This window comes from Methylobrevis albus (genome assembly GCF_015904235.1).
GTDB classification, from domain to species: Bacteria; Pseudomonadota; Alphaproteobacteria; order Rhizobiales; family Pleomorphomonadaceae; genus Methylobrevis_A; species Methylobrevis_A albus.
Window position 1 is genome coordinate 1 of record NZ_JADZLT010000038.1, and the last position, 23,680, is coordinate 23,680.

The window sequence follows — 23,680 nt, forward strand, 5'->3', positions numbered from 1 at the left end:
GGAGGGGGGAGGCCACACGAAAACCCCCGCCGATCAATCTTCCGGGAACGACGGGTCGCCAACGCCAAATTCGTCGGCGTCGAGGCCGAAGGCGTTCCAGCTCTGCAGCATGTGCGGCGGCAGCGGGGCGGTGACGTCGATCGGCTCGCCGCCCGCCGGATGCGGGATGGTGAGGCGGCGGGCGAGCAGGTGCAGCCGGTTCTGGATGCCGCCGGGGAATTCCCAGTTCTCGATGTTGAAATAGCGCGGGTCGCCGATGATCGGGTGGCCGATCGACTGCATGTGGACGCGCAGCTGGTGCGTGCGGCCGGTGACCGGCTTCATCGTCACCCAGGCGAGCCGGTTCGCCACCGATTCCACCGTCGAATAGAAGGTGACGGCATGCTGGGCGTCGCGCTCGCCGTGGCGGGCGATGCGCATCATGTCGATGTCCTCGCCGGTGTCCTTCACGAGGTAGGACGAGATCTTGCCCTGGCGCGGCTTCGGCACGCCGTAGGTCAGCGCCCAGTAGATCTTGCGCGCCGAGCGGGTCTGGAAGGTGCGCGCCAGCGTCGAGGCGGCGAGGCGGGTGCGGGCGACGAGCAGCACGCCCGAGGTCTCGCGGTCGAGCCGGTGCACGAGGCGCGGCTTGACGCCCTTTCGGTCGCGGAAGGCTTCCAGCATGCCGTCGATGTGCCGGGTCATGCCCGAGCCGCCCTGCACGGCGAGGCCCGCCGGCTTGTTGAAGACGAAAACGTGGTCGTCCTCGTAGAGCAGCAGCGAGCGGAGATAGGCGCCCTCGTCGGCGGAGGCGACCTGCTTCGGCCGCGCCATCGGCGCGCCGTCGGCGTCGAACATCACCGGGGCGGCGTCGAGCGCCTGGAACGGCGGCACGCGCACCACCTGGCCCGGCTGCACGCGCGCGTCGGGCTTCACCCGGCCGCCGTCGACGCGGATCTGGCCCGAGCGCAGCAGCTTCTGCAGGTGGCCGAAGCCGAGGCCGGGGTAGTGTTCCTTGAACCAGCGGTCGAGCCGCATGCCGGCCTCGTCGGTTGCGACGGTGACCATCTCGACCTTCATCGTCGGCGCGCTCATGCCCGTACTCTCCCTCGCGGCATCCGGCCGTGCGAAATCCAGTTTTGCCGGCTCTAGCACGGCCGGCGACGGCTTGACCACAGGAGCCAGCGGGAACCCGCCCCGCGCGGCGCTGTTTTGCCCTCGCTTGCCGAAGCGCGCGCTTTCTGGTGGTCTCCGCAGCGAGCCCGGCCGTCGCCACCGCCGACGTCGCCGAGACCCCAGTCAGCGAAGAGGCCGCCATGTTCCCGACCCTGAAGAAGCCCGATCTCGTGCGCCAGCAGGCGATCATCGGCGGCGCCTGGCTGGATGCCGACAGCGGGGCGACCGCCGACGTCACCGATCCGGCGACCGGCGCCGTGCTCGGCACCATCCCGGCGATGGGCGCGGCGGAGACCGAGCGGGCGATCGAGGCCGCCGCAGCCGCCTTCCCGGCCTGGGCGGCGAAGAGCGCCAAGGAGCGCGCGGCGCTGCTGCGGCGCTGGAACGATCTGATGCTCGCCCACGCCGACGACCTCGCCGCGATCATGACCGCCGAACAGGGCAAGCCGCTCACCGAGGCGCGCGGCGAGATCGTCTACGGCGCGAGCTTCATCGAGTGGTTCGCCGACGAGGCGCGGCGCGTCTACGGCGAGACGATCCCCTCGCCCTGGGCCGACAAGCGGCTCGTCGTCATCAAGCAGCCGATCGGCGTCTGCGCCGCGATCACGCCGTGGAATTTCCCGAACGCCATGCTGGCGCGGAAAGTCGGTCCGGCGCTCGCCGCCGGCTGCACCATGGTGGTGAAGCCCGCCGCGCAGACCCCCTACTCCGCGCTGGCGATGGCGGTTCTCGCCGAGGAGGCCGGCATTCCGGCCGGCGTGATCAACATCGTCACCGGCACGGATGCGGCGGCGATCGGCGGGGTGATGACGGCAAGCCCGGTGGTGAAGAAGCTGACCTTCACCGGCTCGACCCAGGTCGGCCGGCTGCTGATGCGCCAGAGCGCCGACACGATCAAGAAGCTCAGCCTCGAACTCGGCGGCAATGCGCCGTTCATCGTCTTCGACGACGCCGACCTCGACGCCGCCGTCGAGGGGGCGATGATCGCGAAGTTCCGCAACAACGGCCAGACCTGCGTCTGCGCCAACCGGATCTACGTGCAGCAGCCGGTCTACGACGCCTTCGCCGAGAAGCTGACCGCCAAGGTGAAGGCGCTGAAGATGGGCAACGGCTTCGAGGCCGGCGTCACCGTCGGGCCGCTGATCGACGAGAAGGCGGTGGCGAAGGTCAAGGAACACCTCGCCGACGCCGTCGCCAAGGGCGGCACCATCGTCACCGGCGGCGAGCACACGGGGGGCAACTTCATCACCCCGGCGGTCGTCACCGGCGTGTCGCCGGCGATGAAGATCTCGACCGAGGAAACCTTTGGCCCGCTGGCGCCGCTGATCCCGTTCGAGACCGAGGCCGAGGCGATCCGGCTCGCCAACGCCACCGAATTCGGCCTCGCCTCCTACTTCTATTCGCGCGACATCGGCCGGGTCTGGCGCGTCGCCGAGGCGCTGGAGGCCGGCATGGTCGGCATCAACACCGGCCTCGTCTCCACCGCCGAGGCGCCGTTCGGCGGCGTCAAGCAGTCCGGCCTCGGCCGCGAGGGCTCGCGCCACGGCATCGAGGACTATCTCGAGATGAAGTACCTCTGCATGGGGATCTGAGGCGGGGCGGCGACGATCGGCCGGGCTTTTCGCCGCCGCCTGTCGGCGGGGCCCCTCCCCGTCCGTCTTCCAGAGGTGACGGCGCCGACGCGGCGCCGACGTGCGTAACGCGAAGGAGGAACCGATGCCCTACGTCGACGGATTCGTGGCCGCCGTGCCGGCCGCCAACAAGGACGCCTTCGTCAAACATGCGACGGAAGCGGCCGCGATCTTCAAGGAGCTCGGCGCGACGCGCGTGGTGGAGTGCTGGGGCGACGACGTGCCGGACGGCAAGCTCACCGACTTCCGCCGCGCGGTGCAGGCGGAAGCCGGCGAGATCGTCGTGTTCAGCTGGATCGAATATCCCTCGAAAGAGGTGCGCGATGCGGTCGGCGAGAAGATGATGACCGATCCGCGCTTCGCCGCGATGGGGAGTTCGATGCCCTTCGACGGCCGCCGCATGATCTTCGGCGGCTTCATGCCCGTGCTCGAGGCGTGATCGCCTGATCGCTCGCAGCGGCCGCGGCGCCGGGGAGGCGATCCCCGGCGCCGGCTGTGGTCGCCGGTCAGGCCGCCGCGCGGCGCACGCCATAGCGGGCGGCCGGACGATCACGCGACAGATTGGGGCCGAGCGCCGCGCGCGCGGCCTCCAGAGCCTGCCAGTCGGCGGGATCGGGCAGCGAGGGGATCGTCACGAGTTCTCCGGCATCGAAGCCGGCGAGCGCCGCGTCGACCAGGTCATCGACGTGCATCAGCATCTCGGCCGGCAGCCGGTCCAGCGAGCCGCCCGCGCGGTCGAAGAACTCGGTCCGCGTCGCGCCCGGCAGCACGGCCTGGAACTTGACGCCGCGGTCGCCGACGTGGGCGGCGAGCGACTGCGTCAGCGTCAGCACGAAGGATTTGGTGGCGCTGTAGGTGGCGTGCACCTGCTCGGGGATGAAGGCGACCACGGAGGCGATGTTGACGACCGCGCCCGTGCCGCGCTTTGCGAAGGCACGCGCCGCAGCGATCGCGAGACGGTTGACCGCGACGACGTTGACGTCGACCATCCGGTCGAGGGTCGCGGGATCGCTGTCGAGGACATCGCCGATGTCGCCGAAACCGGCGTTGTTGACGACGAGGCCGATGGCGTCATCGCTCTCGATGCGACGCTCGATCCGGCCGAGATCGTCACGATCGGAAAGATCGGCGGCGAAAACCTCCGCCTTGATGCCGGTCTCGGCTTCTAGCCGCTTGGCGAGCGCGTCGAGGCGCGCGGCGTCCCGCGCGACGAGGATGAGATCATGGCCGCGCCGGGCAAGGCGGTCGGCGTAGACGGCGCCGATGCCCGAGGACGCGCCGGTGATGAGGGCGGTTGCGAGGGAACTCATGAGCCTGCTCCTTTGATTTGCTGGCATATGCCACTATCTTGGAGGTAGCCGGCGCTTTCGCAAGAGGGGGACGGCGGGCCGGGCGGCAGGGCCGTCATGACGTTTTCGTGATGCGGGATGGCAGCAGGATGGAGCAGCAAGTCGACGGGCAGCATGGCGGGGTCTGGGACGCTTGCGCGAACAGCGCCGTGCGCCGGGCGGCGCGGCGGCTGGGGCAGCTTTACGACGACGCGATCGAAGGCTCCGGCCTGCGCGCGACGCAGTTCTCGCTGCTGGCGCAGATCCGTCTGCTCGGCGCACCGGCGCTGCAGCCGCTGGCGAGTGCGCTGGCGATGGACCTCTCGGCTCTCGGCCATTCGCTGAAGCCGCTGCTGCGCGACGGGCTGGTGACGATCGAGCCGGACGACCGCGACCGCCGCGTCCGCCGCGTCTCGCTGACGCCCGCCGGAGCGCGCCGCCTCGAGGACGTCGAGCGCGCCTGGCGCGCGGCGCAGCAGCGCTTCGAGGCGCTGGTCGGGGCCGACGACGCGGCGGCGCTGCAGCGGATCCTGAGCAAGGTCGCCTCGCCGGAGTTCGCCGCGGCCTTCCGCGCTCCGGCGCCCGCAGAGGACGCGCCCTCCGAGTGAGGATCAGGCTTCGTCGCGCTCGCGGCGGCGGCGGTCCCAGAATTCCATGCGCTTCTTCAACTCGCGCTCGAAACCGCGCTCGACGGGGCGGTAGTAGTTCTGGCGACCCATGGCGGTGGGGAAATAGTCCTGGCCGGAGAAGGCGTCGGGTTCGTCGTGGTCGTAGCGGTAGCCGTCGCCGTAGCCCTCGCCCTTCATCAGCTTGGTCGGGGCGTTGAGAATGTGTTTGGGCGGCAGCAGCGAGCCGTGCTCCTTGGCGGCGCGCATGGCGGCCTTGTAGGCGGTGTAGACGGCGTTCGATTTCGGCGCCGACGCGATGTAGACGATCGCCTCGGCGATCGCGAGTTCGCCCTCCGGCGAGCCGAGCATCTCGTAGGCGTCGCGCGCGGCAATGGCGATGGTCAGCGCCTGCGGGTCGGCAAGGCCGATGTCCTCGGCGGCCATGCGGATGATCCGGCGCATCAGGTAGAGCGGATCCTCGCCGGCATCGAACATGCGGCAGAGGTAGTAGAGCGCGGCGTCCGGGTCGGAGCCGCGCACCGACTTGTGCAGGGCCGAGATCAGGTTGTAGTGACCGTCCTGGCTCTTGTCGTAGACGGGCGCCCGGCGCTGCACGACCTCCTGCAGCCCGGCGGAATCGAACACCTCGCCCTCCCCCGCCGCCCGCCAGACGTCCTCCGCGAGGGTCAGCGCCGCGCGGCCGTCGCCGTCGGCCATGCGGACGAGCGCGGCGCGCGCCGTCTCGTCGAGCGGCAGCGGCCGCTCGGTGACGGCTTCGGCGCGGGCGAGCAGGGCGGCGACCGCGTCAGGCTCCAGCGCCTTGAACACGACCACATGGGCGCGCGACAGCAGCGCGGCGTTGAGCTCGAACGACGGGTTCTCCGTCGTCGCGCCGACGAGGGTGACGGTGCCGTCCTCCATCACGGGCAGGAAGCTGTCGAGCTGGGCGCGGTTGAAGCGGTGGATCTCGTCGACGAACAGCAGCGTGCCGCGGCCGGAGCGCCGGCGCATGCGCGCGGTCTCGAATACCTTTTTCAGGTCCGCGACGCCGGAGAAGATCGCCGAGATCTGCTCGAAGGCGAGGTCGGTCTCGCGGGCGAGCAGCCGGGCGAGCGTCGTCTTGCCGGTGCCGGGCGGGCCCCACAGGATCATCGAGCCGAGCGAGCCCGAGCGCAGCATGCGGGTGATGGTACCCTGCGGACCGACGAGGTGGTCCTGGCCGACGATGTCGCCGAGCGCATCCGGCCGCAGCCGGTCGGCGAGCGGCCGCGGCGCCCCCGCCCCTGCCGCCGCCTCGCGCTGCGGGTCGCCCGGCGGCAGGCCGTGCGAGAACAGGTCGCTCATCGGAACGCCATGCGGATTACCCGGCCGCCGCGGTCGACGGTGACGCGCCAGAGGATCGGGTCGCCCTGGGCGAGGCGGACGAAATCGGCCGTGGTGCGGACCGCATCGCCGTTGATGGTGAGGATGACATCGCCGGGCTGCAGGCCGACGCGCGCGGCGGGGGCACGCTCGTCGATGCGGGTGATTACCACGCCCTCCCCGTCATAGGTGGCCCCCACCTCGCGCGCCACCGCCGGCGAGAGGTTGGCGATCGTCGCCCCGGCGAACGGCGAGCGGAAGCGGACGGTGAACTCGTCGCGCGGCACGGTTTCCGGCGGCGGCGCGAGCGCCACCGCGAGCTCGACCGTGCGCCCGCCGCGGTCGACGGTGAGCTGCGCTTCCTTGCCGACGCCCATGGTGGCGAGGCGGTAGTTGAACTCGCGCGGATCGTAGACCTCGATGTCGCCGATCGAGACGATGCGGTCGCCCGAGCGCAGGCCGGCCTTGGCCGCCGGGCCGTCGGCGACGAGGGCCGTCACCAGCAGGCCGACCGGACGGTCGAGGCCGAGGCTCTCGGCGATATCGGCCGTCACCGGCTGCAGGTCGGCGCCGATCCACGGCAGTTGCAGGCCCGAGCCGGAGCGCGCCGAATCGACCACCACCCGCACCATGTCGGACGGAATCGCGAAGCCGATGCCGTTCGAGCCGCCGCCGCGACTGAAGATCGCCGTGTTGATGCCGACGAGGCGGCCGTGCATGTCGATCAGCGCCCCGCCGGAGTTGCCCGGGTTGATGGCGGCGTCGGTCTGGATGAAGAACTGGTAGTCGGTGATGCCGACGCGGGTGCGGGCGAGCGCCGAGACGATGCCCTGCGTCACCGTCTGGCCGACGCCGAACGGATTGCCGATGGCGAGCACGATGTCGCCGACCTCGAGCCCGTCGGATTCGCCGAGCTCGACGGTCGGCAGCACGGCGCCGTTGCCGCGGATCTTCAGCACGGCGAGGTCGAGCTGCTCGTCCTTCAGCACCACGTCGCACTCGAATTCGCGCCGGTCGGCGAGCACCACCTTCACCTCGGTGCCGTCGCCGATGACGTGGTTGTTGGTGACGATCAGGCCGGACGGATCGACGATGACGCCGGATCCGAGCGAATTCTGCTGCTGCTGGCGGCGCGGGGTCTGGAACTCGCGGCCGAAGAACTGGCGGAAGAACGGATCGTCGAACAGCGGCGAGCTGCGCTGCTGCACCGTCCGCGTCGCATAGACGTTGACCACGGCCGGGGCTGCCCGCTTCACGATCGGCGAGAAGGAGAGCTGAATTTCGGCGGCCGAGTCCGGCACCTGGCGCTGCTGGGCCTGCGCGGGGGCAAGGACGAGGCTGCTCATGGCGAGCGCCATGACGCCGGCGCGGATGGCGCGGGTCGGGCGGAAGTGGCTCATGACGGGTCCCCTCGGCTGAACGCGAATCACGGGGATGATATAGGCGCTGGGGAAATGGCGTGAAATGGGCGGGGGGGTTCGCGGGGCGCGGTCCAGGTTTGTGGAGAGGCTGCTACCCCTCCCGACCCGGCCGTTGGCCGGGCCACCCTCCCCACGAGGGGGAGGGATGAGCAAGCTGCGCGGCGTTATCTGATCTGCAACGCCGCAGTTGCTGAAGATGTTGCGAACGAAGCGCTTCAACGATCGACATCCCTCCCCCTCGTGGGGAGGGTGGCCCCGCGGAGCGGGGTCGGGAGGGGTAGCGGCCTCTCCGCCCTCACAACCCTCACCCACAACGAAAAAGGCGGCCCCTCGCGGAGCCGCCTCGTTCAGACCCGAAAGCCTCGCTGCCCTCAGGCCGCTTCGGCTTCACCCGACTCGGCTTCGGTGCGCGCGCGGTCGGCGGCGCCCTTGGCGGAGGTGTCGCGGTCGACGAACTCGATCACCGCGCGGGCGGCGTTGTCGCCGTAGCGGAAGCCGGCCTTCAGGATGCGGGTGTAGCCACCGGCGCGGTCCTTGTAGCGCGGGCCGATGGTGTCGAACAGCTTGCGCACCAGCGCCTCGTTGCCGATCTCCGCGATCGCCTGGCGGCGGGCGTGGAGGTCGCCGCGCTTGCCGAGCGTGACGAGCTTCTCGACGATCGGACGCAGGTCCTTCGCCTTCGGCAGGGTGGTGACGATCTGCTCGTGCTCGATCAGCGACGCCGCCATGTTGGCGAACATCGCCATGCGATGATCGGACCGGCGGTTGAACTTACGGCCTGCATTGCCGTGGCGCATGGCCAACTCCTTCGTTTTTCATATGGCGCCCCGCCGGTTCTGTTCCGTCGCGGTCGCGCCTCGTCTCATGGGAAACCGGCGCTGGCGCCGGCCGCTCGATCTGGTGGCGTATGCCGGGACGATCAGTAGTGATGGTCCTCGTAGCGCTTGGCGAGATCCTCGATGTTCTCCGGCGGCCAGTTCGTGACCTCCATGCCGAGGTGAAGGCCCATCTGCGCGAGAACCTCCTTGATCTCGTTCAGCGACTTGCGCCCGAAGTTCGGCGTGCGGAGCATCTCCGCCTCGCTCTTCTGGATCAGATCGCCGATGTAGACGATGTTGTCGTTCTTCAGGCAGTTGGCCGAACGGACCGACAGCTCGAGCTCGTCGACCTTCTTGAGCAGCGCCGGGTTGAAGGCGAGCTCGGGAACCTGCTCGATCTTCTGGTCGCGCTCCGGCTCGTCGAAGTTGACGAAGATGGAGAGCTGGTCCTGAAGGATGCGGGCGGCGAAGGCGACCGCGTCTTCCGGCTTGATCGCGCCGTTGGTCTCCACCGACAGCGTCAGCTTGTCGTAGTCGAGAACCTGGCCCTCACGGGTGTTCTCGACCTTGTAGGAGACCTTGCGCACCGGCGAGTAGACGCTGTCGACCGGGATCAGACCGATCGGGGCGTCCTCGGGACGGTTGCGGTCGGCCGAGACGTAGCCCTTGCCGGTGTCGACGGTGAACTCGATCCGGATCTCCGCGCCCTCGTCGAGGGTGCAGATCACGTGGTCCGGGTTCAGGATCTCGATGTCGCCGACGGTCTGGATGTCGCCGGCGGTGACGACGCCCGGGCCCTGCTTGCGCACGACCATGCGCTTCGGGCCCTGGCCCTGCATCTTCACCGCGATCTCCTTGATGTTCAGGATCATGTCCGTCACATCTTCGCGGACGCCCGCGATCGAGGAGAATTCGTGGAGGACGCCGTCGATCTGCACCGCCGTCACGGCGGCACCCTGCAGCGACGACAGCAGGATGCGACGCAGCGAGTTGCCGAGCGTCAGGCCGAAGCCCCGCTCGAGCGGCTCGGCCACGACCGTCGCGTTACGCTTGTTCCCGGCACTCACCTGCACATCGAGCTTGTTCGGCTTGATGAGTTCCTGCCAGTTCTTCTGGATGGTCACGATCGTACCCTTTCCATGCTGCGTTCGGCCTGCCGGAGGCGGAGCGGCGGATCCGCTCGACTTGCTCCCCGGCGGGCCGATGCCCACGGCGCCCGATGACGCCCGTGGGCCTTGTCCCTGTCGCCGGTCCTCAGACGCGGCGGCGCTTGCGCGGACGGCAGCCGTTGTGCGGGATCGGCGTCACGTCGCGGATCGAGGTCACCATGAAGCCGGCGGCCTGCAGCGCGCGGAGCGCCGACTCACGTCCGGACCCCGGACCGCGAACCTCGACCTCGAGCGTCTTGACGCCATGCTCGGACGCCTTGCGGGCCGCGTCTTCGGCGGCCATCTGCGCGGCGTAGGGGGTCGACTTGCGCGAGCCCTTGAAGCCCATCGTGCCGGCCGACGACCACGAGATCGTGTTGCCCTGCGCGTCCGAAATGGTGATCATCGTGTTGTTGAACGACGAGTGCACGTGCGCGACACCCGACGAAATGTTCTTGCGCTCGCGGCGACGAACGCGGGCTTCCTTGGCCATGATCTGTCCTCTCGATCTTCGATCTCAACACCGCCGTGATGCCAGCGGCTCCACCGGAGGTGCGAAACGACACACCAGCCGGAAACGTGTCTTGCCGTTCCGCCTCAGGCGGCAGAACGACGGCGCGGCGACTGCAGCCGCACCACCCGGCCTGCGCGAGGAAATCCCCCGCAGCATCCGGAACCCGACTTAAACCCGAACAGCGCCGCACCGCGCGGAACGCGCGGCGGCGACGCCGATCGGGTTGACGGGCCGTGCACGCGGCGATGCCGCGCGCCAGAGGCCTCGCAGACCTTACTTCTTCTTGCCTGCGATGGCCTTCGCCGGGCCCTTGCGGGTCCGCGCATTGGTGTGGGTGCGCTGGCCGCGCACCGGCAGGCCGCGGCGATGACGCAGGCCGCGGTAGCAGCCGAGGTCCATCAGACGCTTGATGTTCATCGACACTTCGCGGCGCAGGTCGCCCTCGACCAGGTAGTCGCGGTCGATGACTTCGCGGATCTGCAGGACTTCGGCGTCGGTCAGCTCGTTGACGCGCCGGGCCGGAGCGATGCCGACCTTCTCGGCGATCTCGCTCGCGAACTTCTGGCCGATGCCGTGAATGTACTGAAGCGCGATGACGACGCGCTTGTTCGTCGGGATGTTGACGCCTGCGATACGGGCCACTTCTCGTCTCTCCTAAAGATCGCGCCGGCCCCCGCCCTGCGGGTCCCGCCGCTCCCTCGTCCCGTGCGCGGGGTAGAGGTGAATGCAATCGAGCGGCCGAGGGCCGCGCCCAATGGCCGCAGGCTTCGGTCGCTCAAGCGTCGCGAATTGAAGCCGGTTCATAAACGCAACCCCGGGAGTCGTCAACCTTTGTTGACGACTCCCGGGATCGGGATCTTCTGTCAGCCGCCGACGGCTTCGCTGAGGATCGTTTCGATCTCGGCGGTCACCGTGTCGATCGGCGCCATGCCGTCGACCAGCCGCAGCAGGCCGCGCTGCTCATAGAACGGTACGAGTTCGGCGGTGAGGCCGTGGTACTCGACGAGGCGCTTGGCGAACACCTCGGGGTTGTCGTCCTTGCGCACGGCCTGACCGGCCGCACGCGCCTCGTTGGCGCGCTGCTCGATGCGGCCGACGAGTTTGGCGTCGTCGACCTTGAAGGCGATCACCGCGTCGAGGGCGGCGTCCTTCGTTGCGAGCAGCTTCTCGAGCGCGTCGGCCTGGGCGCGGGTGCGCGGGAAGCCGTCGAGAACGAAGCCCTTGGCAGCGTCGGGCTGGTCGATTCGCTCGGACACGATTCCGATGACGATCTCGTCGGACACGAGTTGCCCCGCGTCCATCACCGCCTGCGCCCGCTTGCCGATCTCGGTTCCGGCGGCGACCGCCGCCCGGAGCATGTCACCCGTCGAGAGCTGGACGATGCCATGGCGCTGCACGAGGCGCTGCGCCTGGGTCCCCTTCCCTGCTCCCGGCGGACCGAGCAGTATCAGCCTCATCTTTTCCTCCCCCGCAGTTTGGCCTTCTTCACGAGCCCCTCATACTGGTGCGCCAGAAGATGGCCCTGGACCTGCGAGACGGTGTCCATGGTCACGCTCACCACGATCAGAAGCGACGTGCCACCGAAATAGAACGGAACGCCGGTCGCCGAAATGAGAAATTCGGGTAACAGGCAGACCAGCACCAGGTAGATGGCCCCGATCACGGTGATGCGGGTGAGGACGTAGTCGATGTACTGCGCGGTGCGTTCGCCGGGGCGATAGCCCGGAATGAAGCCGCCGTGCTTCTTCAGATTGTCGGCCGTGTCGGTCGGATTGAACACGATCGCCGTGTAGAAGAAGGCGAAGAACACGATCATCGCCGCGTAGAACAGCATGTAGAGCGGCTGGCCGTGGCCGAGCAGCGTCGTCATGGTCTGCAGCCAGCCGGTGCCCGCCCCGCCCGAGAAGCCGGCGATGGTGGCCGGAACCAGCAGCAACGACGAGGCAAAGATCGGCGGAATGACGCCGGCGGTGTTCAGCTTCAGCGGCAGGTGCGACGATTCGCCCTGGAAGAGCCGGTTCCCGACCTGACGCTTCGGGTACTGGATCAGCAGCCGGCGCTGGGCGCGCTCGACGAAGACGATGAAGGCGATCACGACCACGGCGAGGACGAAGATGCCGATGATCAGCGGCGTCGCAAGGGCGCCCTGGCGGCCGAGTTCGAGCATGCCGGCGAGGGCTGCGGGCAGTTCGGCGACGATGCCGGCGAAGATGATCAGCGAGATGCCGTTGCCGATGCCGCGCGAGGTGATCTGCTCGCCGAGCCACATCAGGAACATCGTGCCGCCGACCAGCGTCAGCACGGCCGACACCAGGAAGAACGGACCCGGGTCGAGCACGATGCCGGTGCCGGACTGCAGGCTGACGGCCATGCCGTAGGCCTGGACCAGCGCGAGGAGCACGGTGCCGTAGCGCGTGTACTGGTTGATCTTCTTGCGGCCCGACTCACCCTCCTTCTTGAGGGCTTCGAGCGACGGCACGATCGACGTCATCAGCTGGATGATGATCGAGGCCGAGATGTACGGCATGATGCCGAGGGCGAACAGCGCCATGCGGCCCACGGCGCCGCCGGCGAACATGTTGAACAGCCCGAGGATGCCGCCCTGCTGCTGGCTGAACGCCTGCGCGAGCGCCTCCGGGTTGATGCCCGGCAGCGGGATGTAGGTGCCGAGGCGATAGATCACCAGCGCCCCGAGCGTGAACCAGATCCGCTTCTTCAGTTCCTCGGCTTTGGCGAAGGCACCGAAATTCAGATTGGCGGCGAGTTGTTCTGCTGCCGAGGCCATGGACCTGCTCCGCTTACCCCAAAAAGACGCAAAGCGGGCCTCGATCGCCGAGGCCCGCTCAGTACCTTCCGGATTACGCCTCGGCGGTTGCGCCGAGCACGGTCACACTGCCGCCGGCCTTCTCGACAGCGGCGATGGCCGCGGCGGAGGCGCCGGCGATTTCGAACTTCAGGCCGACGCCCAGCTCGCCATCGGCGAGCAGACGGACGCCATCCTTGATGCGGCGGATGATGCCGACGGCCTTGAGCTGCTCGGCGGTGACGACGTCGCCCGCCTTGAGCTTGCCGGCGTCGACCGCCTGCTGCACGCGGCCGAGGCTGACCACGTTGAAGTCCTTCGCGAAGATGTTGTTGAAGCCACGCTTCGGCAGACGCCGATGCAGCGGCATCTGGCCACCTTCGAAGCCGTTGATGGCGACACCCGTGCGGGACTTCTGGCCCTTGACGCCGCGACCGGCAGTCTTGCCCTTGCCGGACCCGATGCCACGACCAACGCGCATGCGCTTCTTGGTCGCGCCTTCGTTGTCCTTGAGTTCGTTGAGCTTCATTTTGCGTCTACCCGCCGCTTCACGCCTCGTCCACGACCCGGACGAGATGCTGGACCTTCGCGATCATGCCGCGCACGGACGGAGTATCCTCCAGCGTACGACGGCGATGCAGTTTGTTGAGCCCGAGGCCGACCAGCGTCGCGCGCTGCTCGGTCGGACGGCGGATCGGGCTGCCGATCTGTTCGATCGTCACGCTCTTGACCGCGGTTTCCTTGGTGGCCATGGCCTTCTACCTCGTCCAGAACTGGGGTGCGCCCCGGCGGTGATCAAGTGGTCGGATCACGCCTCGCCGGCAACGGCGTCGGGATCGACGTCGCGGCGGCGCGACTGCAGGGTCGAGACCTTAAGGCCGCGACGCGCCGCAACCGAGCGCGGGCTGTCTTCACGCGCAAGCGCGTCGAAGGTGGCACGCACCATGTTGTAGGGGTTCGACGAACCCAGCGACTTCGAGACGATGTCGTGGATGCCGAGCGCCTCGAACACCGCGCGCATCGGGCCGCCGGCGATGATGCCGGTACCGGCCGGAGCGGCGCGCAGGATGACGCGGCCCGCGCCCCAACGACCCTGGGTGTCGTGGTGCAGGGTGCGACCTTCACGCAGACCGACGCGCACGAGATTGCGCTTGGCCGACTCGGTCGCCTTGCGGATCGCTTCCGGCACTTCGCGGGCCTTACCGTGTCCGTAGCCGACGCGACCCTTCTGGTCGCCGACGACGACGAGCGCGGCGAAGCCGAAGCGCCGACCGCCCTTCACCACCTTGGCGACGCGGTTGATGTGGACGAGGCGATCGACGAACTCGCTGTCGCGCTCCTCCCGATCCCTCGAGTTCCGGTCTCTCGTATTCCGTTCACGTTCAGCCATAGTATCCGTCTCTTCTCATCCGTGACGCGGAGCCGTGCTCAGAACTCGAGCCCACCCTCGCGGGCGGCCTCGGCGAGCGCCTTGACCCGGCCGTGATAGAGGAAGCTGCCACGGTCGAACACCACCTTCGTGATGCCGGCCGCGATCGCCCGTTCAGCAATCAGCTTGCCGATCGCCGAAGCCGCGGCGACGTCGGCGCCGGTCTTCAGCCCCTCGCGCAGCGGCTTCTCGAGGCTCGACGCCGCGGCCACCGTCTGCCCGACGCCATCGTCGATGACCTGGGCATAGATATGCTGCGACGTGCGGTGCACGCTGAGCCGCGGGCGGCCGTTGGCCGCCTTCATGATCGAACGACGCACGCGTGCGCGACGACGCTCGTTACCGGTCTTCGCCTTCGCCATGGCGTGAGCCCTTACTTCTTCTTGCCTTCCTTACGGACGATGGACTCGCCCGCGTATTTGACGCCCTTGCCCTTATAGGGCTCGGGCGGACGGAAGTCGCGGATCTCGGCCGCGACCTGGCCGACGCGCTGCGGATCGATACCAGCCAGCACGATCTCGGTCGGCTTCGGGCATGTGATCGCAACGTCGACCGGGATCGGATAGAGGACGTCGTGGCTGTAGCCAAGGGCGAGCTGCAGGTTCTTGCCCTGCACCGCCGCGCGGTAGCCGACGCCGGTGATCTCGAGACGCTTCTGGAAGCCCTCGGTCACACCCTTCATCAGGTTGCCGATCATCGTGCGCGACATTCCCCATGCCGCGCGCGCGTTCTTCGACTGATCGATCGGGTCGACCTTGATCGAACCGCTCTCGTCCTTGGAGGCGAGAACCAGGTCATTGAGAACGAAGGACAGTTCGCCCTTCGGTCCCTTGACCTTGACAGCCTGCCCGTTGATCTCGGCCGTAACCCCGCTGGGGATCGTCACGGCCTTCTTGCCAATGCGCGACATGATTTCAGTCCGTCTCTTTCAATCGTCGATCAGAAGATGCGGCAGAGAATTTCGCCACCGACGTTCTGCTCGCGAGCCTCGTGGTCGGCCATCACACCCTTCGGGGTCGACAGGATCGACACGCCGAGGCCGTTGGCCACACGCGGCAGGTTCTTCACCGAGGCATAGACCCGGCGGCCCGGCTTCGAGACGCGCTCGATGGTCCGGATCACGGGCTCGCCGTCGTAGTACTTCAGCTCGATCTCGAATTCGGAACGGCCGTGCGCCTCATGGCTGACCGAGGTGTAACCCCGGATGTAGCCTTCGGCAGCCAGCACTTCGAGCACGTTCTGACGCAGCTTGGAGGCCGGCGTCGAGACCTTGCTCATCTTGCGCATCTGCGCGTTCCGGATGCGGGTGAGCATGTCACCCAAAGGATCGGTCATCGCCATGGGACCGCTCTCCTCACCAGCTCGACTTGACAAGGCCCGGGATGAGGCCGGCGGATCCGAGTTCACGGAGCGCGATACGGCTCATCTTGAGCTTGCGATAATAGGCACGGGGACGACCTGTCACTTCGCACCGGTTGCGAACGCGGGTCGCGGAAGAGTTCCGCGGCAGCTCGGCGAGCTCCAGGCGGGCCGCGAAGCGCTCCTCGATCGGGAGCTCCTCGTTGAGGGCCTTGGCCTTGAGCTCGGCGCGCTTCGACGCGAACTTCTTGACGAGACGTTCCCGCCGCTTGTTGTTTTCGACCGCGCTTTTCTTCGCCATCGTATGGATCCTTCTAGCGCGAAATCAGGTGCGGAACGGGAAGTCGAACGCCTTCAGCAGCGCCCGCGCCTCGTCGTCGGACTTCGCAGTCGTGCAGACGATGATGTCCATGCCCCAGACCTGATCGACCTTGTCGTAGGCGATCTCCGGGAACACGATGTGCTCCTTGACGCCCATGGCGAAGTTGCCGCGGCCGTCGAAGCTCTTCGGGTTGAGGCCCCGGAAGTCACGAATGCGCGGCAGCGCGATCGTCACCAGGCGGTCGAGGAAGTCGTACATCCGGGCCCGGCGCAGGGTCACCTTGGCGCCGATGTTCATGCCGTCACGCAGCTTGAACGTGGCGATCGAGGTGCGCGCCTTGGTGATCACCGGCTTCTGGCCGGCGATCAGCGTCAGGTCGCCGACCGCGGAGTTGATCTTCTTCGAATCGGCGACGGCTTCGCCGACGCCCATGTTGAGCACGACCTTCTCGATCACCGGAACTTCGAGCTTGTTCTTGTAACCGAACTGCTCGATGAGCTTCGGACGAATCTCGTCGTCGTAGATCTTCTTGAGCCGGGGCTCGTAGTTCGCCTCAGCCATCGATCTGCACTCCCGAACGCTTGGCGACACGAACCTTGCGGCCATCGTCCAAGATCTTGAAACCGACGCGCGTCGCCTCGCCCGACTTCGGGTCGGCATGCGCGATGTTCGACACGTGAATCGGCGATTCCTTGGCGACCATGCCGCCTTCGGTCTGCGCCGACTGCTTCGTGGCCCGGCGCACGACGTTGACGCCGCGGACCACGGCCCGGCCTTCGGACGGGTTGACGCTGAGCACTTCGCCCGACTTGCCCTTGTCCTTGCCGGTGAGAACGACGACCTTGTCGCCCTTCCTGATCTTCGCGGCCATCACAGCACCTCCGGAGCGAGCGAGATGATCTTCATGTGGTTCTTCGCGCGGAGCTCGCGCGGAACCGGTCCGAAGATACGGGTCCCGATCGGCTCCTTCTGATTGTTGATCAGGACGGCGGCGTTCCGGTCGAACCGGATCACCGAACCGTCCGGACGGCGGATGTCCTTGGCGGTCCGGACGACCACCGCCTTCATCACGTCGCCTTTTTTCACGCGGCCCCGCGGAATGGCCTCCTTGATGGAGACGACGATCACGTCGCCCACCGAGGCGTACTTGCGCTTGGAACCGCCGAGCACTTTGATGCACATGACACGACGGGCGCCGGAATTGTCCGCCACGTCGAGGTTTGTTTGCATCTGAATCATGACTGCCCGCCTGTTCTCTCAAACCAGGAGCGCCCCGCCAGGGGCGCCTGGATCATACCGTTCCCTTGTCGCCGTCGCCGGCACCGCGTCAGGCGGTCGCCAGTTCCGTGCCGACGACGATCCAGCGCTTGGTGCGCGAGATCGGACGGCTCTCTTCGATGAAGACGATGTCGCCGATCTTGAACTGGTTCGTCTCGTCGTGCGCCTGGTAGTTCTTGGTGCGGCGCACGGTCTTCTTGAACAGGGGGTGGGTGAAGCGACGCTCCACCTTCACCACGACCGTCTTGTCGGTCTTGTCGCTGACGACGACGCCCTGCAGGATTCGCTTCGGCATCTTCTATCGCCTCTCAAGCGTTGTCGGCCACGCGCTTCTCGCGCATGACGGTCTGGATGCGGGCGATGCCGCGCCGGACGGACCGAACGCGCGAGGTGTTCTCGAGCTGGCCCGTGGCCTTCTGGAAGCGCAGATTGAACTGCTCCTTCTTCAGCTTCGCCAGCTCGTCCTCGAGCTGATCCGGCGTCAGGGCCTTCACGTCACTCGCCTTCATGATCTTCAAATCCTCGAGTAGTCCGCCGATTACTCGGCGATGCGCTGGATGAAGCGCGTCCGGACCGGGAGCTTCGCCGCGCCGAGGCGCAGCGCCTCGCGAGCGATGTCCTCGGGCACGCCGTCGAGCTCGAACATCACGCGGCCGGGCTTCACCCGCGCCGCCCAGTATTCGGGCGAGCCCTTGCCCTTGCCCATGCGAACCTCGGTCGGCTTCGCCGACACCGGAACGTCCGGGAAGATGCGGATCCACACGCGACCGGCACGCTTCATGTGACGCGTGATGGCACGGCGGGCGGCCTCGATCTGGCGGGCGGTGACCCGCTCCGGCTCGAGAGCCTTGAGGCCGAAAGTGCCGAAATTCAAATCGGTGCCGCCCTTGGCCACGCCGTGAATTCGGCCCTTGAAGGCCTTCCGGAATTTGGTGCGCTTCGGCTGAAGCATCTCGCCTCTCCCGTGTCCCTAATTCTTACGCGGCGTCGTTGCGGCGACCGCGATCGCGGTCCCGGTCGCGACGATCGCCTCGATCGCCACGATCACCGCGATGATGATCACCGTCACCGGCACCCTCGAGCTGCTTGCGCTCGGAGGCCATCGGGTCGTGCTCCAGGATTTCTCCCTTGAACACCCAGACCTTGATGCCGTTGGTGCCGTAGGCGGTGTGCGCCGTGGCGGTGCCGTAGTCGATGTCGGCGCGCAGCGTATGCAGCGGCACGCGGCCCTCGCGGTACCATTCCAGGCGCGCGATCTCGGCACCGCCGAGGCGGCCGCCGGCGTTGATCCGGATGCCTTCCGCGCCGAGACGCATCGCCGACTGAACGGCGCGCTTCATGGCACGGCGGAAGGCGACGCGGCGCTCGAGCTGCTGCGCGATCGACGCGGCGATCAGGTTCGCATCGATCTCGGGCTTGCGGACCTCGACGATGTTGAGGTGCACTTCCGAGGTCGTCATCGAGGCGATCTTCTTGCGAAGCTTCTCGATGTCGGCGCCCTTCTTGCCGATCACCACACCCGGACGTGCCGAGAAGATGGTGACGCGGCACTTGCGGTGCGGACGCTCGATGACGATCTTCGAGACCGCGGCGGTCTTGAGCTCGGCCATCAGCGCCTTGCGGATCCGCAGATCCTCGTGCAGCAGCTTGCCGTACTCGTTCTTGCCGGCGAACCAGCGCGAGTCCCAGCTGCGGTTGATGCCGAGTCGGAGACCGATCGGATTGACCTTGTGACCCATCAGGCGGACTCCTCGACTTCGCGCACGACGATCGTCAGATGCGAAAACGGCTTCTGGATCGCGCCGACGCGGCCACGGGCACGCGGCGAGAAACGCTTGATGACCATCGCCTTGCCGACGTAGGCCTCCTTGACCACCAGCGCGTCGACGTCGAGCTGATGATTGTTCTCGGCATTGGCGATCGCCGACTCGAGCGTCTTCTTGACGTCGCGGGCGATGCGCTTCTGCGAGAAGGTGAGGTCCGCGAGAGCGGCAGCCACCTTCTTGCCGCGGATCAGCGCGGCGACGAGGTTGAGCTTCTGCGGGCTGATCCGCAGCATGCGGGTAACGGCCCTGGCCTCGTTGTCGGCGAGGGCCCGCTCGGTCTTCGGCTTGCCCATGTTACTTCCTCTTCGCCTTCTTGTCGGCGGCGTGGCCATAGTAGGTCCGGGTCGGCGAGAACTCGCCGAACTTGTGACCGACCATGTCCTCGGACACTGCGACCGGAACATGCTTCTGGCCGTTGTAGACGCCGAAGGTCAGGCCGATGAACTGGGGCAGGATCGTCGAGCGACGGCTCCAGATCTTGATGACTTCGTTGCGACCGGACGAGCGCACGGTTTCCGCCTTCTTGAGGAGGTAGCCGTCGACGAACGGTCCTTTCCAAACAGAACGAGACACAGTCGTACCCCTATCAATGGCTCTTCTTGCGCGCGTGACGGCTGCGCACAATGAACTTGTCGGTCGCCTTGTTCTGGCGGGTCTTCTTGCCCTTGGTCGGCTTGCCCCAGGGCGTGACCGGATGACGGCCGCCCGAGGTCCGGCCTTCACCACCGCCGTGCGGATGGTCGACCGGGTTCATCGCCACGCCGCGAACATGCGGACGCTTGCCGAGCCAGCGCGAACGACCGGCCTTGCCGATCGACACGTTGGAATGGTCCGGGTTCGACACCGCGCCGATCGTGGCGAAGCAGGACGACTGGACCAGCCGCTGCTCACCCGAGTTGAGGCGCAGGATCGCGTAACCCTGGTCGCGTCCGACGAGCTGGGCGTAGGTGCCGGCGGACCGGGCGACCTGGCCGCCCTTGCCGGGCTTCAGCTCGACGTTGTGCACGATCGTCCCGACCGGGATCGAGGCGAGCGGCATCGCGTTGCCCGGCTTCACGTCGGCGGTCTGGCCGGCGATGACGGTGTCACCGATGGCGAGACGCTGCGGCGCCAGGATGTAGGCGAGCTCTTCGTCCGCGTACTTGATCAGCGCGATGAACGCCGACCGGTTCGGATCGTACTCGAGCCGCTCGACCGTCGCCGGGACGTCGCGCTTGGAGCGCTTGAAGTCCACGAGCCGGTAGCTGCGCTTGTGGCCGCCACCGACGTTGCGCGAGGTCTGGCGACCCAGATTGTTACGGCCGCCCGACTTGTTCAGGCCCTCGGTCAGACCCTTGACGGGCTTGCCCTTGTAGAGCTCCGAACGGTCGACGAGCACGAGCTGGCGCTGGCCGGGGGTCGTCGGTTTGAAATGCTTCAGTGCCATCTTGATCCTGCCCGCTCTCGTCAGAGGCCGGTCGTCACGTCGATCGCATAACCGGACTCGAGAGTCACGATCGCGCGCTTGACGTCAGACTGGTGGCCGATCTTGCCGCGGAAGCGCTTCACCTTGCCCTTGCGGACCAGGCTGTTCACTTTCTTGACCTTCACCTGGAAGAGCGCCTCGACGGCGGCCTTGATCTCCGGCTTCGTCGCCGTGTCGGCGACGTTGAATACGACCTTGTCGTTCTCGGACTGGATCGTGGCCTTCTCGGTGATCACCGGGCTCAGGATGATGTCGTAGTGCTTGAGGTTGGTCATTTGAACCGCTCCTCGAGGGCAGCCACCGCCGCCTTGGTCAGCACCAGCGTGTCGCGACGGAGAATGTCGTAGACGTTGATGCCCTGGACGGGCAGCACGTCGACCTTCCCGATGCCGCGGGCGGCCAGTCGGAAGTTGTCGTTCGGGACCGCGCCGTCGATGACGAGCACGCTCGTGAAGCCGAGCTTCGCGAACCGGTCCTTCAGCGCCTTGGTCTTCGGCTCGGCCGCGATGGCCTCGTCGATCACCACGATGCTCGCGGTCTTGGCCTTGGCCGACAGCGCCAGCTTGAGGCCGAGCGCGCGGACCTTCTTCGGCAGGTCGTGCGCATGGTCGCGCACCACCGGGCCGAAGGCCTTGCCGCCGCCGCGGAACTGCGGCGCGTTCTTGTCGCCGTGACGGGCGCCGCCGGTGCCCTTCTGGCGGTACATCTTCTTGCCCGTGCGATTACCCTCGTTACGGGTCTTCGCATGGTGCGTACCGGCCTGGCGCTTGGCGAGCTGCCAGCGGACGACGCGCTGCAGGATGTCCGCACGCGGCTCGAGACCGAAGATCTCGTCGCTGAGCGCGATCGAACCCGCGGCGTCGCCGTCGAGCGTCTTGACTTCGAGTTCCATCACTCACCTTCCCCCGCAACCGCGGTCTCGGCGGTGGCCGACGACTTCCGGAACGAACCGGGCATCGGGACCGTCTCCGGGAGCTTCTTCTTCACCGCGTCACGGACGAGGATCCAGCCGCCCTTGGCGCCGGGAACGGCGCCCTCGACCAGGATCAGCCCGCGATCGACGTCGGTGCGGACGATCTTCAGGTTCTGGGTGGTCACACGGACGTCGCCCATGTGGCCGGCCATCTTCTTGCCCTTGAACACCTTGCCGGGGTCCTGCCGCTGGCCGGTCGAACCGTGCGAGCGGTGCGACACCGAGTTGCCGTGCGACGCGCGGCCACCAGCGAAGTTGTGGCGCTTCATGACGCCGGCGAAACCCTTGCCGATCGACGTACCGGTGACGTCGACGAACTGGCCGGTGACGAAGTGATCGGCGGTGAGCTCAGCGCCCACGTCGATCAGATTGTCGGCGGACACGCGGAATTCCGCGAGTTCGCGCTTCGGCTCGACGCTGGCGACCGCGAAGTGGCCGCGCATCGCCTTCGTCGTGTTCTTCACCTTGGCCAGACCTGCGCCGAGCTGCAGTGCCGTATAGCCGTTCTTTTCGTCAGTGCGATGGGCCACGACCTGGCAGTTCTCAAGCTTGAGAACAGTCACAGGCACATGTTCGCCGGCGTCGTTATAGACGCGGGTCATGCCCACCTTCTGTGCGATCACACCTGAGCGCATGGCTTCTCTCTCTCACCCGCCTCGTTGGCTTAGAGCTTGATCTCGACATCCACGCCGGCTGCCAGATCGAGCTTCATCAGCGCGTCGACGGTCTGCGGGGTCGGATCGATGATGTCGAGAAGACGCTTGTGGGTACGCATCTCGAACTGCTCGCGCGACTTCTTATCGACGTGCGGCGAGCGGTTGACCGTGAACTTCTCGATCCGCGTCGGAAGCGGAACCGGTCCACGAACCTGAGCACCGGTCCGCTTGGCCGTGTTGACGATCTCACGGGTCGACGCATCGAGGATACGATGGTCGAACGCCTTGAGACGAATACGGATATTCTGGCCGTTCATAGTCTTCCACCTTTGGCGGCGAGATCGCGCGATGGAGGCGCGCGACCTCGACCGGGCCCCTCAATCGTTGCCCATTACTCGATGATCGTGGCGACGACGCCGGCGCCGACGGTGCGGCCACCTTCACGGATGGCGAAGCGGAGCTTCTCCTCCATGGCGATCGGCACGATCAGCTTGACGGTCATCGCGACGTTGTCGCCCGGCATCACCATTTCCGTGCCCTCGGGCAGCGTGACGATCCCCGTCACGTCCGTGGTGCGGAAGTAGAACTGCGGGCGGTAGTTGGTGAAGAACGGCGTGTGACGGCCGCCCTCTTCCTTGGTCAGGATGTACGCCTCGGCCTTGAACGTCGTGTGCGGCGTCACCGAGCCCGGCTTGCAGAGGATCTGCCCGCGCTCGACGTCTTCACGCTTGGTGCCGCGCAGCAGCGCGCCGATGTTGTCGCCGGCCTGGCCCTGGTCGAGCAGCTTGCGGAACATCTCGACGCCGGTGATCGTCGTCTTGGTCGTCGGACGGATACCGACGATCTCGACTTCCTCACCCACCTTCACGATGCCGCGCTCGACGCGGCCGGTCACCACCGTGCCGCGGCCCGAGATCGAGAACACGTCCTCGATCGGCATCAGGAACGGCTGGTCGATCGGGCGCTCGGGCTGCGGGATGTAGGCGTCGACCGCCGCCATCAGCTCCAGCACCGCGTCGTGGCCGAGCTTCGGATCGCCATTCTCGAGCGCCACCAGCGCCGAGCCCTTGATGATCGGAATGTCGTCGCCCGGGAAGTCGTAGGACGACAGCAGCTCGCGCACCTCGAGCTCGACGAGCTCCAGCAGCTCGGGATCGTCGACCATGTCGCACTTGTTCAGGAACACCACGATCGCCGGCACGCCGACCTGGCGGGCGAGCAGGATGTGCTCGCGCGTCTGCGGCATCGGGCCGTCGGCGGCCGAGCACACCAGGATCGCGCCGTCCATCTGCGCCGCGCCCGTGATCATGTTCTTCACGTAGTCGGCGTGGCCCGGGCAGTCGACGTGGGCGTAGTGACGGTTCGCCGTCTCGTACTCCACGTGCGCCGTGTTGATCGTGATGCCGCGCGCCTTCTCTTCCGGCGCCGCGTCGATCTGGTCGTACGCCTTGAACGTCGCGCCACCCGTCTCGGCCAGCACCTTCGTGATCGCGGCCGTCAGAGACGTCTTGCCGTGGTCGACGTGCCCGATCGTTCCGATGTTGCAGTGCGGCTTCGTCCGCGCAAATTTTTCCTTGGCCATCG

Annotated in this window: 35 protein-coding genes; 3 read left to right on the forward strand and 32 right to left on the reverse strand. The window is 67.3% G+C overall.

Features of this window, described 5'->3' with window-relative positions; genetic code table 11:
• Window positions 1–33: 33 nt before the first annotated feature.
• Window positions 34–1,074: an RluA family pseudouridine synthase gene (locus tag I5731_RS01555; protein WP_235981476.1), complete on the reverse strand. Its 1,041-nt coding sequence runs from the start codon at window positions 1,072–1,074 to the stop codon at window positions 34–36.
• Between the two features lie 221 nt (window positions 1,075–1,295).
• Between I5731_RS01555 and I5731_RS01560 the strand changes: the two genes are divergently transcribed.
• Window positions 1,296–2,747 (forward strand): NAD-dependent succinate-semialdehyde dehydrogenase, encoded by a 1,452-nt coding sequence (locus tag I5731_RS01560; RefSeq protein WP_197309602.1) that lies wholly within the window; start codon window positions 1,296–1,298, stop codon window positions 2,745–2,747.
• A gap of 124 nt (window positions 2,748–2,871) precedes the next feature.
• Window positions 2,872–3,225 carry a DUF1428 domain-containing protein gene (locus I5731_RS01565; protein WP_197309603.1) on the forward strand — a complete coding sequence of 118 codons (354 nt, stop codon included), beginning with the start codon at window positions 2,872–2,874 and terminating at the stop codon, window positions 3,223–3,225.
• Between the two features lie 67 nt (window positions 3,226–3,292).
• Here the strand turns inward: I5731_RS01565 and I5731_RS01570 are convergent, their stop codons facing one another.
• On the reverse strand, window positions 3,293–4,096 hold the full coding sequence (locus tag I5731_RS01570) for an SDR family NAD(P)-dependent oxidoreductase (RefSeq protein WP_197309604.1): 804 nt from the start codon (window positions 4,094–4,096) through the stop codon (window positions 3,293–3,295).
• Window positions 4,097–4,224: 128 nt separating this feature from the next.
• Between I5731_RS01570 and I5731_RS01575 the strand changes: the two genes are divergently transcribed.
• Complete coding sequence (locus tag I5731_RS01575; protein ID WP_197309605.1) at window positions 4,225–4,722, forward strand: MarR family winged helix-turn-helix transcriptional regulator; 498 nt, start codon at window positions 4,225–4,227, stop codon at window positions 4,720–4,722.
• A 3-nt stretch (window positions 4,723–4,725) separates the two neighbouring features.
• Here I5731_RS01575 and I5731_RS01580 read toward each other — a convergent pair whose 3' ends face one another.
• The 30 genes from I5731_RS01580 to tuf all read right to left on the reverse strand — a co-directional run bounded on the left by I5731_RS01580 (window position 4,726) and on the right by tuf (window position 23,678).
• Entirely contained in the window at window positions 4,726–6,066 is a 1,341-nt protein-coding gene (locus I5731_RS01580; protein WP_197309606.1) for a replication-associated recombination protein A, read from the reverse strand.
• Window positions 6,063–7,484 (reverse strand): DegQ family serine endoprotease, encoded by a 1,422-nt coding sequence (locus tag I5731_RS01585; protein WP_235981477.1) that lies wholly within the window; start codon window positions 7,482–7,484, stop codon window positions 6,063–6,065. The genes I5731_RS01580 and I5731_RS01585 overlap by 4 nt, the downstream gene beginning before the upstream one ends.
• A gap of 392 nt (window positions 7,485–7,876) precedes the next feature.
• Complete coding sequence (gene rplQ, locus I5731_RS01590; RefSeq protein ID WP_197309607.1) at window positions 7,877–8,302, reverse strand: 50S ribosomal protein L17; 426 nt, start codon at window positions 8,300–8,302, stop codon at window positions 7,877–7,879.
• Between the two features lie 122 nt (window positions 8,303–8,424).
• Complete coding sequence (locus tag I5731_RS01595) at window positions 8,425–9,447, reverse strand: DNA-directed RNA polymerase subunit alpha (protein WP_197309608.1); 1,023 nt, start codon at window positions 9,445–9,447, stop codon at window positions 8,425–8,427.
• 130 nt (window positions 9,448–9,577) lie between these two features.
• A complete protein-coding gene (gene rpsK, locus I5731_RS01600; RefSeq protein ID WP_197309609.1) occupies window positions 9,578–9,964 on the reverse strand; it encodes a 30S ribosomal protein S11 in 387 nt (128 codons plus the stop codon).
• Window positions 9,965–10,258: 294 nt separating this feature from the next.
• Window positions 10,259–10,627, reverse strand: a complete 369-nt coding sequence (gene rpsM, locus I5731_RS01605) for a 30S ribosomal protein S13 (RefSeq protein WP_197309610.1) — start codon at window positions 10,625–10,627, stop codon at window positions 10,259–10,261.
• 221 nt (window positions 10,628–10,848) lie between these two features.
• Window positions 10,849–11,442, reverse strand: coding sequence for an adenylate kinase (locus I5731_RS01610; RefSeq protein ID WP_197309611.1), 594 nt, complete (start codon window positions 11,440–11,442; stop codon window positions 10,849–10,851).
• The gene (secY, locus tag I5731_RS01615) at window positions 11,439–12,770 is read right to left on the reverse strand and encodes a preprotein translocase subunit SecY (RefSeq protein WP_197309612.1); all 1,332 of its coding nucleotides are present in this window, start codon (window positions 12,768–12,770) and stop codon (window positions 11,439–11,441) included. Before secY ends, I5731_RS01610 begins: the two co-directional genes overlap by 4 nt.
• Window positions 12,771–12,843: 73 nt before the next feature.
• On the reverse strand, window positions 12,844–13,317 hold the full coding sequence (rplO, locus tag I5731_RS01620; protein ID WP_197309613.1) for a 50S ribosomal protein L15: 474 nt from the start codon (window positions 13,315–13,317) through the stop codon (window positions 12,844–12,846).
• Between the two features lie 19 nt (window positions 13,318–13,336).
• Complete coding sequence (gene rpmD, locus I5731_RS01625; RefSeq protein WP_197309614.1) at window positions 13,337–13,540, reverse strand: 50S ribosomal protein L30; 204 nt, start codon at window positions 13,538–13,540, stop codon at window positions 13,337–13,339.
• Window positions 13,541–13,596: 56 nt separating this feature from the next.
• Window positions 13,597–14,178 (reverse strand): 30S ribosomal protein S5, encoded by a 582-nt coding sequence (gene rpsE, locus I5731_RS01630; RefSeq protein ID WP_197309615.1) that lies wholly within the window; start codon window positions 14,176–14,178, stop codon window positions 13,597–13,599.
• Between the two features lie 38 nt (window positions 14,179–14,216).
• The gene (gene rplR, locus I5731_RS01635) at window positions 14,217–14,579 is read right to left on the reverse strand and encodes a 50S ribosomal protein L18 (RefSeq protein ID WP_197309616.1); all 363 of its coding nucleotides are present in this window, start codon (window positions 14,577–14,579) and stop codon (window positions 14,217–14,219) included.
• Window positions 14,580–14,590: 11 nt separating this feature from the next.
• Window positions 14,591–15,127 carry a 50S ribosomal protein L6 gene (gene rplF, locus I5731_RS01640; RefSeq protein WP_197309617.1) on the reverse strand — a complete coding sequence of 179 codons (537 nt, stop codon included), beginning with the start codon at window positions 15,125–15,127 and terminating at the stop codon, window positions 14,591–14,593.
• A 29-nt stretch (window positions 15,128–15,156) separates the two neighbouring features.
• Entirely contained in the window at window positions 15,157–15,558 is a 402-nt protein-coding gene (gene rpsH, locus I5731_RS01645) for a 30S ribosomal protein S8 (protein ID WP_197309618.1), read from the reverse strand.
• A gap of 13 nt (window positions 15,559–15,571) precedes the next feature.
• On the reverse strand, window positions 15,572–15,877 hold the full coding sequence (gene rpsN, locus I5731_RS01650) for a 30S ribosomal protein S14 (RefSeq protein WP_197309619.1): 306 nt from the start codon (window positions 15,875–15,877) through the stop codon (window positions 15,572–15,574).
• A 24-nt stretch (window positions 15,878–15,901) separates the two neighbouring features.
• Window positions 15,902–16,459 carry a 50S ribosomal protein L5 gene (gene rplE, locus I5731_RS01655; protein WP_197309620.1) on the reverse strand — a complete coding sequence of 186 codons (558 nt, stop codon included), beginning with the start codon at window positions 16,457–16,459 and terminating at the stop codon, window positions 15,902–15,904.
• Window positions 16,452–16,769, reverse strand: a complete 318-nt coding sequence (gene rplX, locus I5731_RS01660) for a 50S ribosomal protein L24 (RefSeq protein WP_197309621.1) — start codon at window positions 16,767–16,769, stop codon at window positions 16,452–16,454. Before rplX ends, rplE begins: the two co-directional genes overlap by 8 nt.
• Window positions 16,769–17,137: a 50S ribosomal protein L14 gene (gene rplN, locus I5731_RS01665; RefSeq protein ID WP_197309622.1), complete on the reverse strand. Its 369-nt coding sequence runs from the start codon at window positions 17,135–17,137 to the stop codon at window positions 16,769–16,771. Before rplN ends, rplX begins: the two co-directional genes overlap by 1 nt.
• Window positions 17,138–17,225: 88 nt before the next feature.
• Window positions 17,226–17,471 carry a 30S ribosomal protein S17 gene (rpsQ, locus tag I5731_RS01670; protein WP_197309623.1) on the reverse strand — a complete coding sequence of 82 codons (246 nt, stop codon included), beginning with the start codon at window positions 17,469–17,471 and terminating at the stop codon, window positions 17,226–17,228.
• A 13-nt stretch (window positions 17,472–17,484) separates the two neighbouring features.
• Entirely contained in the window at window positions 17,485–17,685 is a 201-nt protein-coding gene (gene rpmC, locus I5731_RS01675) for a 50S ribosomal protein L29 (RefSeq protein WP_197309624.1), read from the reverse strand.
• A 29-nt stretch (window positions 17,686–17,714) separates the two neighbouring features.
• Window positions 17,715–18,128 (reverse strand): 50S ribosomal protein L16, encoded by a 414-nt coding sequence (rplP, locus tag I5731_RS01680; protein ID WP_197309625.1) that lies wholly within the window; start codon window positions 18,126–18,128, stop codon window positions 17,715–17,717.
• Window positions 18,129–18,153: 25 nt separating this feature from the next.
• Window positions 18,154–18,915, reverse strand: coding sequence for a 30S ribosomal protein S3 (rpsC, locus tag I5731_RS01685; protein WP_197309626.1), 762 nt, complete (start codon window positions 18,913–18,915; stop codon window positions 18,154–18,156).
• Entirely contained in the window at window positions 18,915–19,295 is a 381-nt protein-coding gene (gene rplV / locus I5731_RS01690; protein ID WP_197309627.1) for a 50S ribosomal protein L22, read from the reverse strand. Before rplV ends, rpsC begins: the two co-directional genes overlap by 1 nt.
• 1 nt (window position 19,296) lies before the next feature.
• The gene (gene rpsS / locus I5731_RS01695) at window positions 19,297–19,575 is read right to left on the reverse strand and encodes a 30S ribosomal protein S19 (RefSeq protein WP_197309628.1); all 279 of its coding nucleotides are present in this window, start codon (window positions 19,573–19,575) and stop codon (window positions 19,297–19,299) included.
• Between the two features lie 13 nt (window positions 19,576–19,588).
• Entirely contained in the window at window positions 19,589–20,428 is an 840-nt protein-coding gene (gene rplB, locus I5731_RS01700; RefSeq protein WP_197309629.1) for a 50S ribosomal protein L2, read from the reverse strand.
• 20 nt (window positions 20,429–20,448) lie between these two features.
• On the reverse strand, window positions 20,449–20,742 hold the full coding sequence (locus I5731_RS01705; protein WP_197309630.1) for a 50S ribosomal protein L23: 294 nt from the start codon (window positions 20,740–20,742) through the stop codon (window positions 20,449–20,451).
• A complete protein-coding gene (rplD, locus tag I5731_RS01710) occupies window positions 20,739–21,359 on the reverse strand; it encodes a 50S ribosomal protein L4 (protein ID WP_197309631.1) in 621 nt (206 codons plus the stop codon). The genes I5731_RS01705 and rplD overlap by 4 nt, the downstream gene beginning before the upstream one ends.
• The gene (gene rplC / locus I5731_RS01715; protein WP_197309632.1) at window positions 21,359–22,075 is read right to left on the reverse strand and encodes a 50S ribosomal protein L3; all 717 of its coding nucleotides are present in this window, start codon (window positions 22,073–22,075) and stop codon (window positions 21,359–21,361) included. The genes rplD and rplC overlap by 1 nt, the downstream gene beginning before the upstream one ends.
• A gap of 29 nt (window positions 22,076–22,104) precedes the next feature.
• Entirely contained in the window at window positions 22,105–22,413 is a 309-nt protein-coding gene (gene rpsJ / locus I5731_RS01720; RefSeq protein ID WP_197309633.1) for a 30S ribosomal protein S10, read from the reverse strand.
• Between the two features lie 74 nt (window positions 22,414–22,487).
• Window positions 22,488–23,678 carry an elongation factor Tu gene (gene tuf, locus I5731_RS01725; protein WP_197309634.1) on the reverse strand — a complete coding sequence of 397 codons (1,191 nt, stop codon included), beginning with the start codon at window positions 23,676–23,678 and terminating at the stop codon, window positions 22,488–22,490.
• Window positions 23,679–23,680 lie beyond the last annotated feature (2 nt).